The sequence below is a fragment of the Flavobacterium sp. genome (assembly GCF_046155325.1).
GTDB lineage: Bacteria > Bacteroidota > Bacteroidia > Flavobacteriales > Flavobacteriaceae > Flavobacterium.
Map to the genome: position 1 here is coordinate 1 of NZ_JBJXDQ010000067.1, position 13,849 is coordinate 13,849.

The 13,849-nt window shown below is 31.5% G+C and carries 14 protein-coding genes and 1 tRNA gene; 11 read left to right on the top strand and 4 right to left on the bottom strand.

The genetic code is table 11. The features are described from left to right. Positions 1–141 precede the first annotated feature (141 nt). Positions 142–216, top strand: a tRNA-Val gene (locus ACKVOD_RS04445). Between the two features lie 72 nt (positions 217–288). Here ACKVOD_RS04445 and ACKVOD_RS04450 read toward each other — a convergent pair. From ACKVOD_RS04450 to ACKVOD_RS04465, 4 genes are all read right to left on the bottom strand, one after another. Beyond that, positions 289–663 carry a DUF4258 domain-containing protein gene (locus ACKVOD_RS04450; RefSeq protein ID WP_409208272.1) on the bottom strand — a complete coding sequence of 125 codons (375 nt, stop codon included), beginning with the start codon at positions 661–663 and terminating at the stop codon, positions 289–291. Positions 664–697: 34 nt separating this feature from the next. Next, the gene (locus tag ACKVOD_RS04455; RefSeq protein ID WP_409208273.1) at positions 698–1,891 is read right to left on the bottom strand and encodes an alanine dehydrogenase; all 1,194 of its coding nucleotides are present in this window, start codon (positions 1,889–1,891) and stop codon (positions 698–700) included. Positions 1,892–1,959: 68 nt separating this feature from the next. Continuing rightward, positions 1,960–2,367: a tRNA (adenosine(37)-N6)-threonylcarbamoyltransferase complex ATPase subunit type 1 TsaE gene (gene tsaE / locus ACKVOD_RS04460; protein WP_409208274.1), complete on the bottom strand. Its 408-nt coding sequence runs from the start codon at positions 2,365–2,367 to the stop codon at positions 1,960–1,962. Between the two features lie 27 nt (positions 2,368–2,394). Beyond that, positions 2,395–3,948, bottom strand: coding sequence for a PglZ domain-containing protein (locus ACKVOD_RS04465; protein ID WP_409208275.1), 1,554 nt, complete (start codon positions 3,946–3,948; stop codon positions 2,395–2,397). Positions 3,949–4,137: 189 nt separating this feature from the next. Here ACKVOD_RS04465 and ACKVOD_RS04470 point away from each other — a divergent pair, with 189 nt between their 5' ends. The 10 genes from ACKVOD_RS04470 (at position 4,138) to ettA (ending at position 13,816) form a co-directional block, all read left to right on the top strand. Then, positions 4,138–5,367 (top strand): HD domain-containing protein, encoded by a 1,230-nt coding sequence (locus ACKVOD_RS04470; RefSeq protein ID WP_409208276.1) that lies wholly within the window; start codon positions 4,138–4,140, stop codon positions 5,365–5,367. A 40-nt stretch (positions 5,368–5,407) separates the two neighbouring features. After that, positions 5,408–6,487, top strand: a complete 1,080-nt coding sequence (lpxD, locus tag ACKVOD_RS04475) for a UDP-3-O-(3-hydroxymyristoyl)glucosamine N-acyltransferase (protein WP_409208277.1) — start codon at positions 5,408–5,410, stop codon at positions 6,485–6,487. After that, the gene (locus tag ACKVOD_RS04480; protein ID WP_409208278.1) at positions 6,448–7,833 is read left to right on the top strand and encodes a bifunctional UDP-3-O-[3-hydroxymyristoyl] N-acetylglucosamine deacetylase/3-hydroxyacyl-ACP dehydratase; all 1,386 of its coding nucleotides are present in this window, start codon (positions 6,448–6,450) and stop codon (positions 7,831–7,833) included. The genes lpxD and ACKVOD_RS04480 overlap by 40 nt, the downstream gene beginning before the upstream one ends. Positions 7,834–7,918: 85 nt before the next feature. Next, on the top strand, positions 7,919–8,704 hold the full coding sequence (gene lpxA, locus ACKVOD_RS04485) for an acyl-ACP--UDP-N-acetylglucosamine O-acyltransferase (RefSeq protein ID WP_409208279.1): 786 nt from the start codon (positions 7,919–7,921) through the stop codon (positions 8,702–8,704). Positions 8,705–8,798: 94 nt separating this feature from the next. Then, entirely contained in the window at positions 8,799–9,365 is a 567-nt protein-coding gene (gene efp, locus ACKVOD_RS04490; RefSeq protein WP_409208280.1) for an elongation factor P, read from the top strand. Between the two features lie 77 nt (positions 9,366–9,442). Then, positions 9,443–10,372 carry a UDP-3-O-(3-hydroxymyristoyl)glucosamine N-acyltransferase gene (locus ACKVOD_RS04495; RefSeq protein ID WP_409208281.1) on the top strand — a complete coding sequence of 310 codons (930 nt, stop codon included), beginning with the start codon at positions 9,443–9,445 and terminating at the stop codon, positions 10,370–10,372. 71 nt (positions 10,373–10,443) lie between these two features. Further along, positions 10,444–11,316, top strand: coding sequence for a succinate--CoA ligase subunit alpha (gene sucD, locus ACKVOD_RS04500; protein WP_409208282.1), 873 nt, complete (start codon positions 10,444–10,446; stop codon positions 11,314–11,316). 72 nt (positions 11,317–11,388) lie between these two features. Further along, a complete protein-coding gene (locus ACKVOD_RS04505; RefSeq protein ID WP_409208283.1) occupies positions 11,389–11,817 on the top strand; it encodes a hypothetical protein in 429 nt (142 codons plus the stop codon). Between the two features lie 88 nt (positions 11,818–11,905). Continuing rightward, a complete protein-coding gene (locus ACKVOD_RS04510; protein ID WP_409208284.1) occupies positions 11,906–12,088 on the top strand; it encodes a CAL67264 family membrane protein in 183 nt (60 codons plus the stop codon). A 33-nt stretch (positions 12,089–12,121) separates the two neighbouring features. Next, entirely contained in the window at positions 12,122–13,816 is a 1,695-nt protein-coding gene (ettA, locus tag ACKVOD_RS04515; protein WP_409208285.1) for an energy-dependent translational throttle protein EttA, read from the top strand. Positions 13,817–13,849 lie beyond the last annotated feature (33 nt).

Genomic DNA, 13,849 nt, shown 5'->3' on the forward strand with positions numbered 1-13,849 from the left:
TCAATTGTTTAATAAACTCTTTTGAATTCTATTGCGGATATAATTTAATTGAAATATTATAGGTTTAAATTAATTGCATTTTTCAGTAATTTGTTTGCATATACAATAACTACAATGTATATTTGCACTCCTTAATATTTAGGGCGATTAGCTCAGCTGGTTCAGAGCACCTCGTTTACACCGAGGGGGTCGGGGGTTCGAACCCCTCATCGCCCACAAAAAAACTCCATTATCGATAATGGAGTTTTTTTTATTTAGTGCTTAAAAGCTATTCTTTTTAAAATACACTTATTTCTTTATAACATCATTAAGCACAGCTTTCTCAGAATAATTAATCACTTCAAGTGTAATTTCTTGATTTTTTACAGTTTTACCTTCAATTACATATAATTTTCCTTTTTTGAATTCAATATTACTTTTGTCAAAATCTACATCTCCATATTTTAAGGTGTTTTTGATGTCAGAAGTGTCAATCCATTTTTCAGATAAAATTCGAGAAGCATTTTCAGAATAATAAAAGGGTTTGTTTCTTAAATCATTCAAAACTCTTGCATTTGGAAAATAGTTACAACGGGTATCTTTTCCGCTAAAAACGGCTGCTACGAAGAACAATCCCATTATTAATCCTATTAAATAATAAGCAAAACGATGTGCAAATTTCATAATTAATTTTTTGCAAAGGTAGAATAAAGTAAACTTAAAATACTATTAAATTTATATCATTATAGGGTAATTCAAACCAATCTCCAATGGTTTTGTTCGAAAGTATTCCATGATACAAATAAACTCCATTTTTCAAACCTTTATTGCATCTAATGGCACTTTCAATGCCTCCATCTTCAGCAATTTGCAGTAAATAAGGAGTTATTATATTACTAATAGAAAGTGATGCTGTTTTTGAATATCGAGAAGGGATATTAGGCACGCAATAATGTAAAACATTGTTTTTGATAAATGTTGGTTTTTCATGAGTGGTAACTTCAGATGTTTCGAAACAACCTCCCATATCAATACTTACATCAACAATAACAGCTCCTTTTTTCATATGTTCCACCATAGTTTCAGATACAATAACAGGACAACGCTCTTTACCTCGCATGGCTCCTATAGCAACGTCGCATCGTCTAAGAGCTTTTAATAAAGATTTTGGGTGTATGGTTGAAGTGAAAATCCGTTGGTTTAAATTATTTTGTAATCGTCTTAACTTTGTAATTGAATTATCAAAAACTTTTACATTGGCACCTAAACCAATAGCGGTTTTGGCAGCAAATTCACCCACAGTTCCAGCTCCAAGAATAACGACGTCTGTTGGTGGTACTCCTGTAATATTGCCTAAAAGTAATCCTTTGCCAAATTCATTGGTTGTCATTAATTCGGCGGCAATTAATATTGAAGCGGTACCTGCAATTTCGCTTAAAGACTTAACAGCGGGATATGATCCATCTTCATCTTTAATATATTCGAAAGCTAATGCAGTACAATTTTTTTTTGATAATGCTGAAAAATATTCTTTATTTCGGGTTTTTAACTGAATTGCCGAAATGATAATGGCATTCTTATTAATCATTTCTATTTCTTTAAGGCTTGGAGGTTCAACCTTAAGTATCATTGGACATCCAAATACTTTTTTAGTGTCTTTTGTAATCTCGGCACCAGCATTTGAATATTCTTTATCAGTATAACTTGAGCTTTCCCCAGCACCTGATTCAATCATAACACGGTGACCTTGAAATGTTAATGAATTTACAGCATCAGGAGTTAGGCAAATTCTGCGTTCTTGAAAACTATTTTCTTTTGGGATACCAATAAATAGTTCGCTTTTATTCCTTGTAACTTCAAGTTTTTCTTCTTGAGGTAATAATTGTTGCTTAGTAAATGGAGTAATAGCCATTGTTTATGTATAATTTAAATGTCTAAATTACTGAAAAAGATTAGAATTAGATTGTTTTTATTAAAAAATCAACTTAATTCTAAATAACGTTTGCCGTTAGAAAGTAATGTTATAGTAATAATCGAATGTTTTTCAGGTATTAGATTGGGTATATTTTCAGCCCATTCAATGAAGCACCAATTTCCGGAATATAAATAGTCATCAATTCCCATATCAATAGCTTCTGTTTCTTTTTTTATTCTATAAAAATCGAAATGATAAATTAATTGATTATCAGGATTTTGATATTCATTAACTAAAGAAAAAGTTGGGCTACTAGTTGATTCTAGAACTCCTAATTCTTTGGCTATAGCTTTTATCAAAGTTGTTTTCCCGTTCCCCATTTCTCCATTAAAAAGAATGGTTTTATTTGGGTTTTCACTTAATATTTTCTTTGCAACTTCATTGATTTCATCTAATGAAAAAGTAATTTTCATAAGGTTTTTTTTAAATCGTAAAATTAATTACTTAGGATTAAAGATCAAAAAAGGAATAATCATTTCCTCTAAGGATATTCCACCGTGTTGGTATGTGTTTTTGTAATAGCTTACATAATGGTTATAGTTATTTATATAGGCTAAAAACAAATCATTTTTTGCAAAAATATAAGAACTACTCATATTAATAGCTGGTAATCCTATTTTTTTAGGGTCTTTTGCAGCATAAACATCTTTGTTATCGTAAGTAAGACTTCGTCCGGTTTTATATCTTAAATTAAGGCTTGTGTTTTTATCACCAACTACTTTCGAAGGATTTTTTACATTTATGGTACCATGATCTGTGGTTAAAATTAATTTGAATCCCATTTTTTGAGCTTGTTGGATAATCTCTAATAACGGTGAATTTTTAAACCAACTCAAAGTTAATGAACGATAGGCTTTGTCATCTGAAGCGAGTTCTTTGACCACATCCATCTCGGTTTTAGCATGTGATAACATATCTACAAAGTTATAGACTACAGTAACCAAATCATTGTTTTTTAATGATTTAAAATTATCAACTAATTTTTTTCCTGCATTAAGATTTGTAATTTTAAAATAATCTTGTTTGATATTTAAACCTAATCTTTTTAGATGAGCAGTCAAAAATTCCGCTTCATATAAATTTTTACCACCTTCTTCTGGGTCATTTTTCCAATATTGAGGAAATTGTTTTTCCATTTCTAAAGGTGTTAAACCTGAAAAAATAGCATTTCTAGCATATTGAGTTGCTGTTGGCAAAATAGCATAATACGGCACTTCTTTTTCAATCTTGTAATGATTTCCAACTACGCTTTCAAAAACTTTCCACTGATCGTAACGTAAATTATCAATTACAACAAATAAAATTGGTTTATCTTTTTTGACTATTTCAGGAACTACTAATTCCTTGAATAAATTTTGTGACAAAATAGGTTTATCAGCCTTTGGAGCAAACCAATCTTCATAATTTCGCTCTATGAATTTTCCAAATTGTGAATTGGCTTCGGCTTTCTGTGATTCTAGAATTTCAATCATACTTTGATCGTCGATATTTTCTAATTCTAATTCCCAAAAAATAAGTTTTTTATAAAATTCAATCCAATCTTCATAACTATTTACCATAGCCATTTCCATCGAAATTTTTCTAAATTCCTTTTGATAATCTAAAGTGGTTTTTTGAGATACAAGCCTAGAATGATCTAAATTTTTCTTTAAACTCAATAATATTTGATGCGGATTTACGGGTTTTATTAAATAATCGGCAATTTTAGAACCTATGGCTTCCTCCATGATATATTCTTCCTCACTTTTGGTAATCATAATCATAGGTATTGATGATTTTTTCTCTTTCATTTCCGAAAGTGTTTCTAAACCACTCATACCTGGCATGTTTTCGTCTAGAAAAACAATATCAAAATTGTTTTTATCAAAAATGTCAATCGCATCTCGGCCATTATTACAGGTTGTAACACTATAATTTTTCATTTCTAGAAATAATATATGAGGTTTTAGATAGTCAATTTCATCATCGACCCATAGTATTTTTATTGTATCCATATATTTTTATAAGAGTTTAAATTTAAGTTGCCAAATTACTTTATTTATAAACGAGAAGTTGTTAATAGTATTGTAATTTAATTTTTATTTGAGTTACAATATTTACAAAAAAGCATGTGTAATTAAAATCAATAAATTTTATTTAGTTCTAAATTCCCTATATTTGTTCACCTAAAATTTTACAAAAAAGTGAGCGAAGTTAACAAGCTAAAAATATTTAATGACCCAATTTATGGGTTTATTTCTATACCAAATGCTCTAATTTACGATTTAATTCAGCATCCATATTTTCAGCGATTGCGCCGTATTTCTCAAATGGGATTATCTTATTTAGTATATCCTGGAGCAAACCATACCCGTTTTCATCACGCCTTGGGATGTTTGCACATCATGCAAAAAGCAGTCGATGTACTTAGATTTAAGGGTGTTTCTATCTCTAATGAAGAAGAAAATGCCTTGTATATTGCTATTTTGTTACACGATATAGGTCATGGTCCTTTTTCACATGCTATGGAGAAAACTATTGTTGAAGATATTCACCATGAAACCATATCGCTATTATTTATGAATCAACTCAATATTGAATTTGAAGGTCAGTTGACATTGGCAATTCAAGTATTTAAAGGAGAGTATCATAGACAATTCATGTTGCAGCTTATTTCTAGTCAACTTGATATGGATCGTATGGATTATTTAAAACGAGATAGTTTTTATTCAGGTGTAGCCGAAGGAAATGTGAACTCCGAAAGATTAATTCAAATGATGAATGTCGTTGATGATGTCTTAGTCATTGAAGAAAAGGGAATTTATTCAGTCGAAAAATTTTTAATGTCAAGACGACTAATGTATTGGCAAGTATATTTGCACAAAACAAGCTTAGTAGCCGAGTTAATTTTAATGAAAGTTTTAAAACGTGCCAAAGAATTAACACAAAAAGGAGAAATATTACCCTGTAGTGAACCCTTGTTGTTTTTTATGCAAAACATAATTTCAACCGAAAGTTTTCATGGCGATAATTTACACCTATTTTCTCAATTAGATGATTTTGATATTATTAGCGCATTAAAATCATGGCAAAATCATGAAGATTTTATTTTGTCTTCATTGAGTAAAATGATCATTAATAGAGATTTGTTGAAAATTAAAATATCTAATGAAAAGATTTCTACTGATGATTACAAACTTTTAAAAGAACGTTTTGCATTAAAAAACAATATTACTATTCAAGAATCAAATTATTTTATTTTTAAAGGGAAAATTAAAAATCAAGCTTACAGCAAAGAAGCTGAATCTATTAGAATTTTGAAAAAAGATCGCACTATTGAAGATGTTATTGAGGCTTCTGATCAATTGAATTTGAAGTCAATATCAAAATTGATTACTAAATATTATATATGTTTTCCAAAACAACTCATTTAAAACCCTACATATAAAATCTATTTTTTATATTTTTGTTGCGATGAAATTTACAGCAGAACAAATAGCAGGTGTTTTAGATGGAAAAGTTGTTGGGAATCCAAATGCTGAAGTTTATAAATTATCTAAAATAGAAGAAGGCTCAAAAGGCTCACTAACTTTTTTATCTAATCCTAAATATCAGAATTTTATTTATACCACTCAAGCAACAATTACAATTGTTAATAATACATTCGTTCCAGAAAATAAATTAGAAACCACACTAATTAAAGTTGAGGATGCTTATTTATCATTTTCAAAATTGCTCGAGTTTTATGATCAACCAAAAAATAGACATAAATTAGGAATCGAACAACTATCATATATTTCAACTACTGTTATTTATGGATCTAACCTGTTTGTTGGTAGTTTTAGTTATATTGAAGATAATGTAGTTATAGGAAATAATGTAAAAATATTTCCTAATTGCTATATTGGTAAAAATGTTACTATTGGTGATAATGTAATTATTTTTGGTGGTACAAAAATATATTCAGAAACTAAAATAGGTTCAAATTGTATTATTCACTCTGGTGCAGTTATTGGTGCTGATGGTTTTGGTTTTGCACCAAATTCAGATAAAACATTTTCTAAAATTCCTCAAATTGCTAATGTAATCATAGAAGAATCTGTAGAAATTGGAGCCAATTCTACTATTGATAGGGCAACAATGGGTTCCACAATTATTAGAAAAGGAGTGAAGTTGGATAATCATATTCAAATTGGACATAATGTTGAGATTGGTGAAAATACAGTAATTGCAGCACAAACTGGAATAGCAGGTTCTACCAAAATTGGTAAAAACGGAATGATTGGTGGTCAGGTTGGAATATCTGGTCATTTGATAATTGGAGATAATGTAAGGATTCAAGCTCAATCAGGAGTAGGTAGAAATGTTAAAGACAATGAAGTTTTACAAGGTAGTCCTTCATTTGGATACAATCATTTTAGTAAATCATATGTGCATTTTAAAAATTTGCCAAAAATTGTTGAAGAATTAGAAGAATTAAAAAAAGAATTATTTAAACTAAAAAACAAAAAAAAATGGTTAAACAGAAGACCATCAAGACAGAAATTTCACTAACAGGAGTTGGTTTACATACAGGAAAAGAAGTGAAAATTACTTTTAAGCCTGCACCAATTAATAATGGTTTTACTTTTGTACGAGTAGATCTTGAAGGACAACCAATTATTGAGGCTGATGCAAATTATGTTGTAAATACCCAAAGAGGTACAAATTTGGAAAAATTAGGAGTTAAAATCCAAACCCCAGAACATGTATTGGCTGCATTAGTAGGTTGTGATTTAGACAATGTCATCATTGAATTGGATGCTTCAGAACTTCCAATCATGGATGGTTCTTCAATATTTTTTGTAGAAGCTATAGAAAAGGCTGGTGTTCAAGAGCAAGAAGCTAAAAGAATAATTTATGTTGTAAAAGAAATTATTTCGTTTACCGATGAAGAGTCTGGAAGTGAAATTTTGATAATGCCAAGCGATGAGTACCAAATTACTACGATGGTAGATTTTGGAACAAAAGTATTAGGTACCCAAAATGCTAATTTGAAAAACATAGCTGATTTTAAAAGCGAAATAGCCGATTCAAGAACCTTTAGTTTTCTTCATGAACTTGAATCACTATTGGATGAAGGATTAATTAAAGGGGGAGATTTGAATAATGCTATTGTTTATGTTGATAAAGAAATTTCTGAAAAAACCATGAATAGCCTAAAAGTTGCTTTTGGAAAAGATGAAATATCGGTAAAGCCAAATGGAATTTTAGACAACCTTACTTTACATTATCCAAACGAAGCTGCTAGACATAAGCTTTTAGATGTGATTGGTGATTTATCTTTAATTGGCACTAGAATACAAGGTAAAGTGATTGCTAATAAACCGGGGCATTTTGTAAATACTCAGTTTGCCAAAAAAATGGCCAAAATTATAAAAATTGAACAAAGAAATCATGTGCCAATTTATGACTTGAATTTAGAACCATTAATGGACATCCATAAAATCATGTCTGTTTTACCACATAGGCCTCCATTTTTATTTATAGATAGAATTTTAGAAATGTCTGAAAGTCAAATTGTTGGAATGAAAAACGTCACTATGAACGAAGGTTTTTTTATAGGTCATTTTCCTGGAGCTCCAGTAATGCCGGGTGTAATTATTGTTGAAGCCATGGCACAAACAGGAGGAATATTAGTCTTGAGTACTGTTCCTGATCCAGAAAATTATTTAACTTATTTTATGAAAATTGATAATGTTAAGTTCAAACATAAGGTTTTGCCGGGTGATACTTTGACTTTTAAATGTGACTTGATAACTCCAATAAGAAGAGGAATATGTCATATGCAAGCCAATGCCTATGCTAATGGAAAATTAGTTGCAGAAGCAGAATTAATGGCGCAAATTGCAAAAAAATAATAATTAAAGTTGAAAATGATATAAAATTATGAGTTTAAAAAGTTTAGCTCACACATAGGACCCACAACCAAAAACCTAAATAAATATGAATCAACCCTTAGCATATGTCCATCCAGGAGCAAAAATAGCAAAGAATGTAGTTATTGAACCTTTTACAACTATTCATAATAACGTTGTTATTGGTGATGGAACTTGGATAGGATCTAATGTAACAATAATGGAAGGTGCAAGAATAGGTAAAAATTGCAATATTTTTCCAGGCGCAGTAATCTCAGCAATACCACAAGATTTAAAATTTGGTGGCGAAGACTCATTAGCAATTATTGGTGACAATTGTACCATAAGAGAATGTGTAACTATTAACAGAGGAACAATAGCATCGGGGCAAACTACTTTAGGTAATAATTGTCTTGTTATGGCAACAGCACATATTGCTCACGATTGTCATATAGGAGATAATGCCATTATCGTAAATGGTGTAGCTTTAGCGGGTCATGTTACGGTAGGTAATTTTGCAATTATTGGAGGTTTAGCTGCCATTCATCAATTTATTAATGTAGGTGATCATGCTATGGTTTCTGGCGGATCTTTAGTTAGAAAAGATGTTCCGCCATTTACAAAGGCAGCTAAAGAGCCATTGTCTTATGTAGGAATTAATTCAGTTGGATTAAGAAGACGTGGATTTACGACTGAAAAAATTAGAGAAATTCAAGAGATATATAGAATTTTATATCAAAAAAATTACAATACATCTCAAGCAATGGATATTATCGAAGCTGAAATGGAAGCTACTACTGAACGAGATGAAATTTTAGATTTTATCAGAAATTCATCTCGAGGTATTATGAAAGGGTATTCAGGAAATTACTAGTATTCAGGTTGCATATTTCAGATTTTAGATATCTAACTCGATTTATGAGTCAAACCTTAAACAATTTTAAACAAAATTAAACAACAAACATATAATGGCATCTACATCGGACATCAAAAACGGATTGTGCATAAAATACAATAACGATATATATAAAATTATCGAATTTCTTCATGTTAAACCAGGAAAAGGTCCTGCTTTTGTGAGAACAAAACTAAAAAGCTTATCAAATGGTAAAGTATTAGACAACACTTTTTCAGCTGGTCATAAAATTGAAGAAGTTCGCGTCGAGAACCATAAATTTCAATATTTATATCCAGAAGGTGATTTGTTTCATTTTATGAATGTAGAATCTTTTGAACAAATATCTTTAAACAAAAACATACTTGATTCTCCAGATTTATTAAAAGAAGGAGAAAATGTAATGGTGAGTATTAATACCGAAACAGATTTACCTCTTTCTGTAGACATGCCTGCTTCTGTAATCCTAGAAGTAACTTATGCTGAACCAGGTATAAAAGGAAATACAGCTACCAATGCAACAAAATCTGCAACTGTTGAAACTGGAGCAACAGTAAATGTCCCTTTATTTATTAATGAAGGTGACAAAATTAAAATTGATACAGCATCAGGTTCTTACATGGAACGTGTTAAAGCATAGTTCTTTGGTTTATATGTTTAAAAGTTTAGACTATTAATCTAAACTTTTAAACATTAAACTTTTATTCTCTTTCAAAAATGAAATTTCCTAAACCACAGACCTTACAACAAATAGCAAATTTACTTCAATGTGAGTTTGTAGGTGATAACAATTTTCCAGTGTTTGGAATGAACGAAATTCATGTTGTAGAAAAGGGTGATATTGTTTTTGTAGATCATCCTAAATATTATGATAAGGCATTAAATTCAGCTGCTACAATTGTTTTGATTAATAAAAAAGTAGATTGTCCTGATGGTAAAGCTCTTTTAATTTCTGAAGATCCATTTAGGGATTTTAATATGCTAACAAGGCATTTTAAGCCATTTGAATTTTCGAATATTGCGATTTCTGATTCTGCTAAAATAGGGGAGGGAACACGTATTCAACCCAATTGTTTTATTGGAAATAATGTTGTTATTGGTAACAATTGTCTTATTCATTCTAATGTTTCGATTTATGACAACACTGTCATTGGTAACAATGTAATTATTCATGCAGGAACAATTATTGGAGCTGATGCTTTTTATTACAAAAAACGTCCAGAGGGATATGATCAACTTCTCTCGGGCGGAAGAGTTGTAATCCAAGACAATGTTGGAATCGGAGCTCTTTGTACTATTGACAAAGGAGTTACTGGAGAAACTACAATTGGAGAAGGCACTAAGCTTGATAATCAAGTGCATGTTGGACATGATACGATTATTGGAAAAAAATGTTTAATAGCTTCACAAACTGGAATTGCGGGCTGCGTAATTATTGAAGATGAAGTCACAATTTGGGGTCAAGTGGGTACTACCAGTGGAATTACTATAGGAACAAAATCAGTAATTCTTGGTCAAACAGGAGTTACAAAATCAGTAGAAGGTGGAAAAAGTTATTTTGGAACACCAGTTGAAGAATCTAGGGAAAAATTAAAGCAATTAGCCAATATTAAAAAGATACCTGAAATATTAAGTAAATTGAAATAAAAACTCAAAAAATAATTTTCAAAAGTGTATTTTTGCGCAACAATAAATAAATTAAAAAAAATATATAGAATATGAGCGTTTTAGTTAATAAAGATTCCAAAATAATTGTACAAGGATTTACTGGAAGTGAAGGTACTTTTCATGCTTCTCAAATGATTGAATATGGAACTAATGTTGTTGGAGGAGTTACTCCAGGCAAAGGCGGAAGTACTCATTTAGATCGCCCTGTTTTTAATACTGTAAAAGAGGCTGTAGAACAAGCAGGTGCTGACACCACAATTATTTTTGTACCACCAGCATTTGCAGCTGATGCAATTATGGAAGCTGCTGATGCGGGAATAAAAGTAATAATTGCCATTACAGAAGGAATTCCTGTGGCTGATATGATTAAAGCTAATAACTATATCAAAAATAGAAATTGTACATTAATTGGACCTAACTGTCCAGGTGTGATAACTCCAGGTGAAGCAAAAGTAGGCATCATGCCAGGTTTTGTTTTCAAAAAAGGTACTGTTGGAATTGTTTCTAAATCAGGAACACTTACGTATGAAGCTGCTGACCAAGTTGTAAAACAAGGTTTAGGGATTACTACTGCAATTGGAATCGGTGGAGATCCTATTATTGGTACAACAACAAAACAAGCTGTTGAGTTATTGATGAATGATCCAGAAACTGAATGTATTGTAATGATTGGTGAAATCGGAGGTCAATTAGAAGCTGATGCGGCACAATGGATTAAAGCGAATGGAAATCGTAAACCAGTTGTTGGTTTTATTGCTGGTGAAACAGCTCCAAAAGGACGTACAATGGGTCATGCTGGTGCAATTGTTGGAGGTGCTGATGATACAGCTGAAGCTAAGAAACGTATCATGAGAGAATGTGGTATCCACGTTGTAGATTCTCCAGCAGAAATTGGTAAAAAAGTAAAAGAAGTTTTAGGATAAACTAAAATTTATAAATAATATTAAATACCTCACATTTATTTGTGGGGTATTTTTTTAAAAATATAAACATAAATGTATAAAGAATTAAAAAAAATTAAAATCAAGAACCAGTTTAATTTCACTATAAATAATAGTTTAGATGAGGTTTGTAACGCTTCAGAAGCGGGATCAGGTGTTTTTTTGGTTTATGATGTTACAGTAGATAATAAGGAATTGATTATGGTAGGTTCTACGGGTACAATTCAAAATGACGGAACGCTAAAAACTAAAAATGGAGGATTGTATGATAAAATTGTAAACGGACATCAATTTGCAAAAACTGGGCGTAAATACTCTTGGCCAGCCCAAATGAAGTTAGAGAAAATAGATACTTTAGAAGTCGCTTGGTATGAAACCTTTAATGATAAAAACAAAATTATCCCAACTTTTATTGAAGGTCAAATTTTACAAAACTTCTTAGATGAAAATGGAAAATTACCAAAATGGAATGTGGCTTTCTAAGTAATTTAAAGGATTTTTTTTAGTATATTTATTTTCGCTACAATTTAATTTTTTTTCACATTTGTATTTTAAAATTAACACGATAATTATGGGAATGAACAAAAACACAATCTTCGGATGGGCTACTTTAATAATGGTTGTAATGGGATTGTTGCTCATAGCTTTAGGGGCTTTTAAATATGATGATGTTGCAGGTTGGGGATTTGCTTCTGTTGGAGTTGGTTTCTTAGCAAATGCATGGGTGTTTAGTTCATTGAAGGGAAGAGTTTAAGAGTTATTTCTAAATCATAAATAAAAAATAGTTATGTCAGACGATAAAAAAGTAATTTTCTCAATGCAAAAATTGAGTAAAACCTATCAAGGAGCAGATAAACCTGTACTTAAAAATATTTACTTAAGTTTCTTTTATGGAGCTAAAATTGGAATTTTAGGTCTAAATGGATCTGGAAAATCATCTCTTTTAAAAATTATTGCGGGAGTTGATAAGAATTATCAAGGTGATGTCGTTTTTCAACCCGGTTATACTGTTGGTTTTCTAGAACAAGAACCTATTCTCGATGACTCAAAGACGGTTATTGAAATTGTTCGTGAAGGTGTAGCTGAAACTATGGCTGTTCTTGAAGAATATAACAACATTAACGACTTATTTGGTCTTCCTGAGAATTATGAAGATGCAGATAAGATGGACAAATTAATGGATCGTCAAGCTGCTTTACAGGACAAAATAGATGCTCTAGGTGCCTGGGAAATCGATACTAAGTTAGAAATTGCTATGGATGCCTTGCGCACACCAGAAGGCGATACACCGATCAAAAATCTATCTGGAGGAGAGCGACGTCGTGTAGCTTTATGTCGTTTGTTATTGCAACAACCCGATGTTTTGTTATTAGATGAGCCAACCAATCACTTGGATGCCGAGAGCGTACTTTGGTTAGAACAACACTTGGCTCAATATGCTGGAACTGTAATTGCTGTAACGCACGACCGTTATTTCTTAGATAATGTAGCTGGTTGGATTTTAGAATTGGATAGAGGCGAAGGTATTCCTTGGAAAGGAAATTATTCGTCTTGGTTAGATCAAAAATCAAGTAGAATGGCATTGGAAGAAAAAGTAGCATCGAAACGCAGAAAAACACTGGAACGTGAGTTGGATTGGGTTCGTCAAGGTGCCAAAGGGCGTCAGACCAAACAAAAAGCACGTTTGCAGAATTATGACAAACTCTTGAATGAAGACCAAAAACAATTGGATGAAAATCTGGAAATTTATATTCCGAATGGACCAAGATTAGGAACTAATGTTATCGAAGCCAAGAATGTAGCCAAAGCATTTGGGGAAAAATTATTGTATGATAATTTGAATTTTACTTTGCCACAAGCTGGAATTGTTGGTATTATTGGGCCTAACGGTGCGGGTAAATCTACCATTTTTAAAATGATTATGGGAGAACAAAAAACCGATAGTGGTGAATTTACTGTTGGCGATACTGTAAAAATTGCCTATGTAGACCAGGCACATTCTAATATTAATCCAGATAAATCAATATGGGAAAATTTTGCCGATGGTCAGGAATTAATCATGATGGGCGGAAAGCAAGTGAATTCAAGAGCTTATTTATCACGTTTTAATTTTGGTGGTGGTGAACAAAATAAGAAAGTATCGATGCTTTCGGGTGGTGAACGGAATCGTTTACACCTTGCCATGACACTGAAAGAAGAAGGAAACGTGCTTTTGCTAGATGAGCCAACGAATGATTTGGATATCAACACGCTTCGAGCTTTGGAAGAAGGTTTGGAGAGTTTTGCAGGTTGTGCCGTGGTAATTTCTCACGACAGATGGTTTTTGGATAGAATTTGCACACACATTTTAGCTTTCGAAGGGAACTCCGAAGTGTATTATTTCGAAGGTGGATTCTCTGATTATGAAGAAAACAAAAAGAAACGTTTGGGTGGCGATTTGACTCCGAAACGATTGAAATACAGGAAATTGATTCGAAGTTAAAAATCTTCTTTTTAAATTCCAAACCCGACAGGT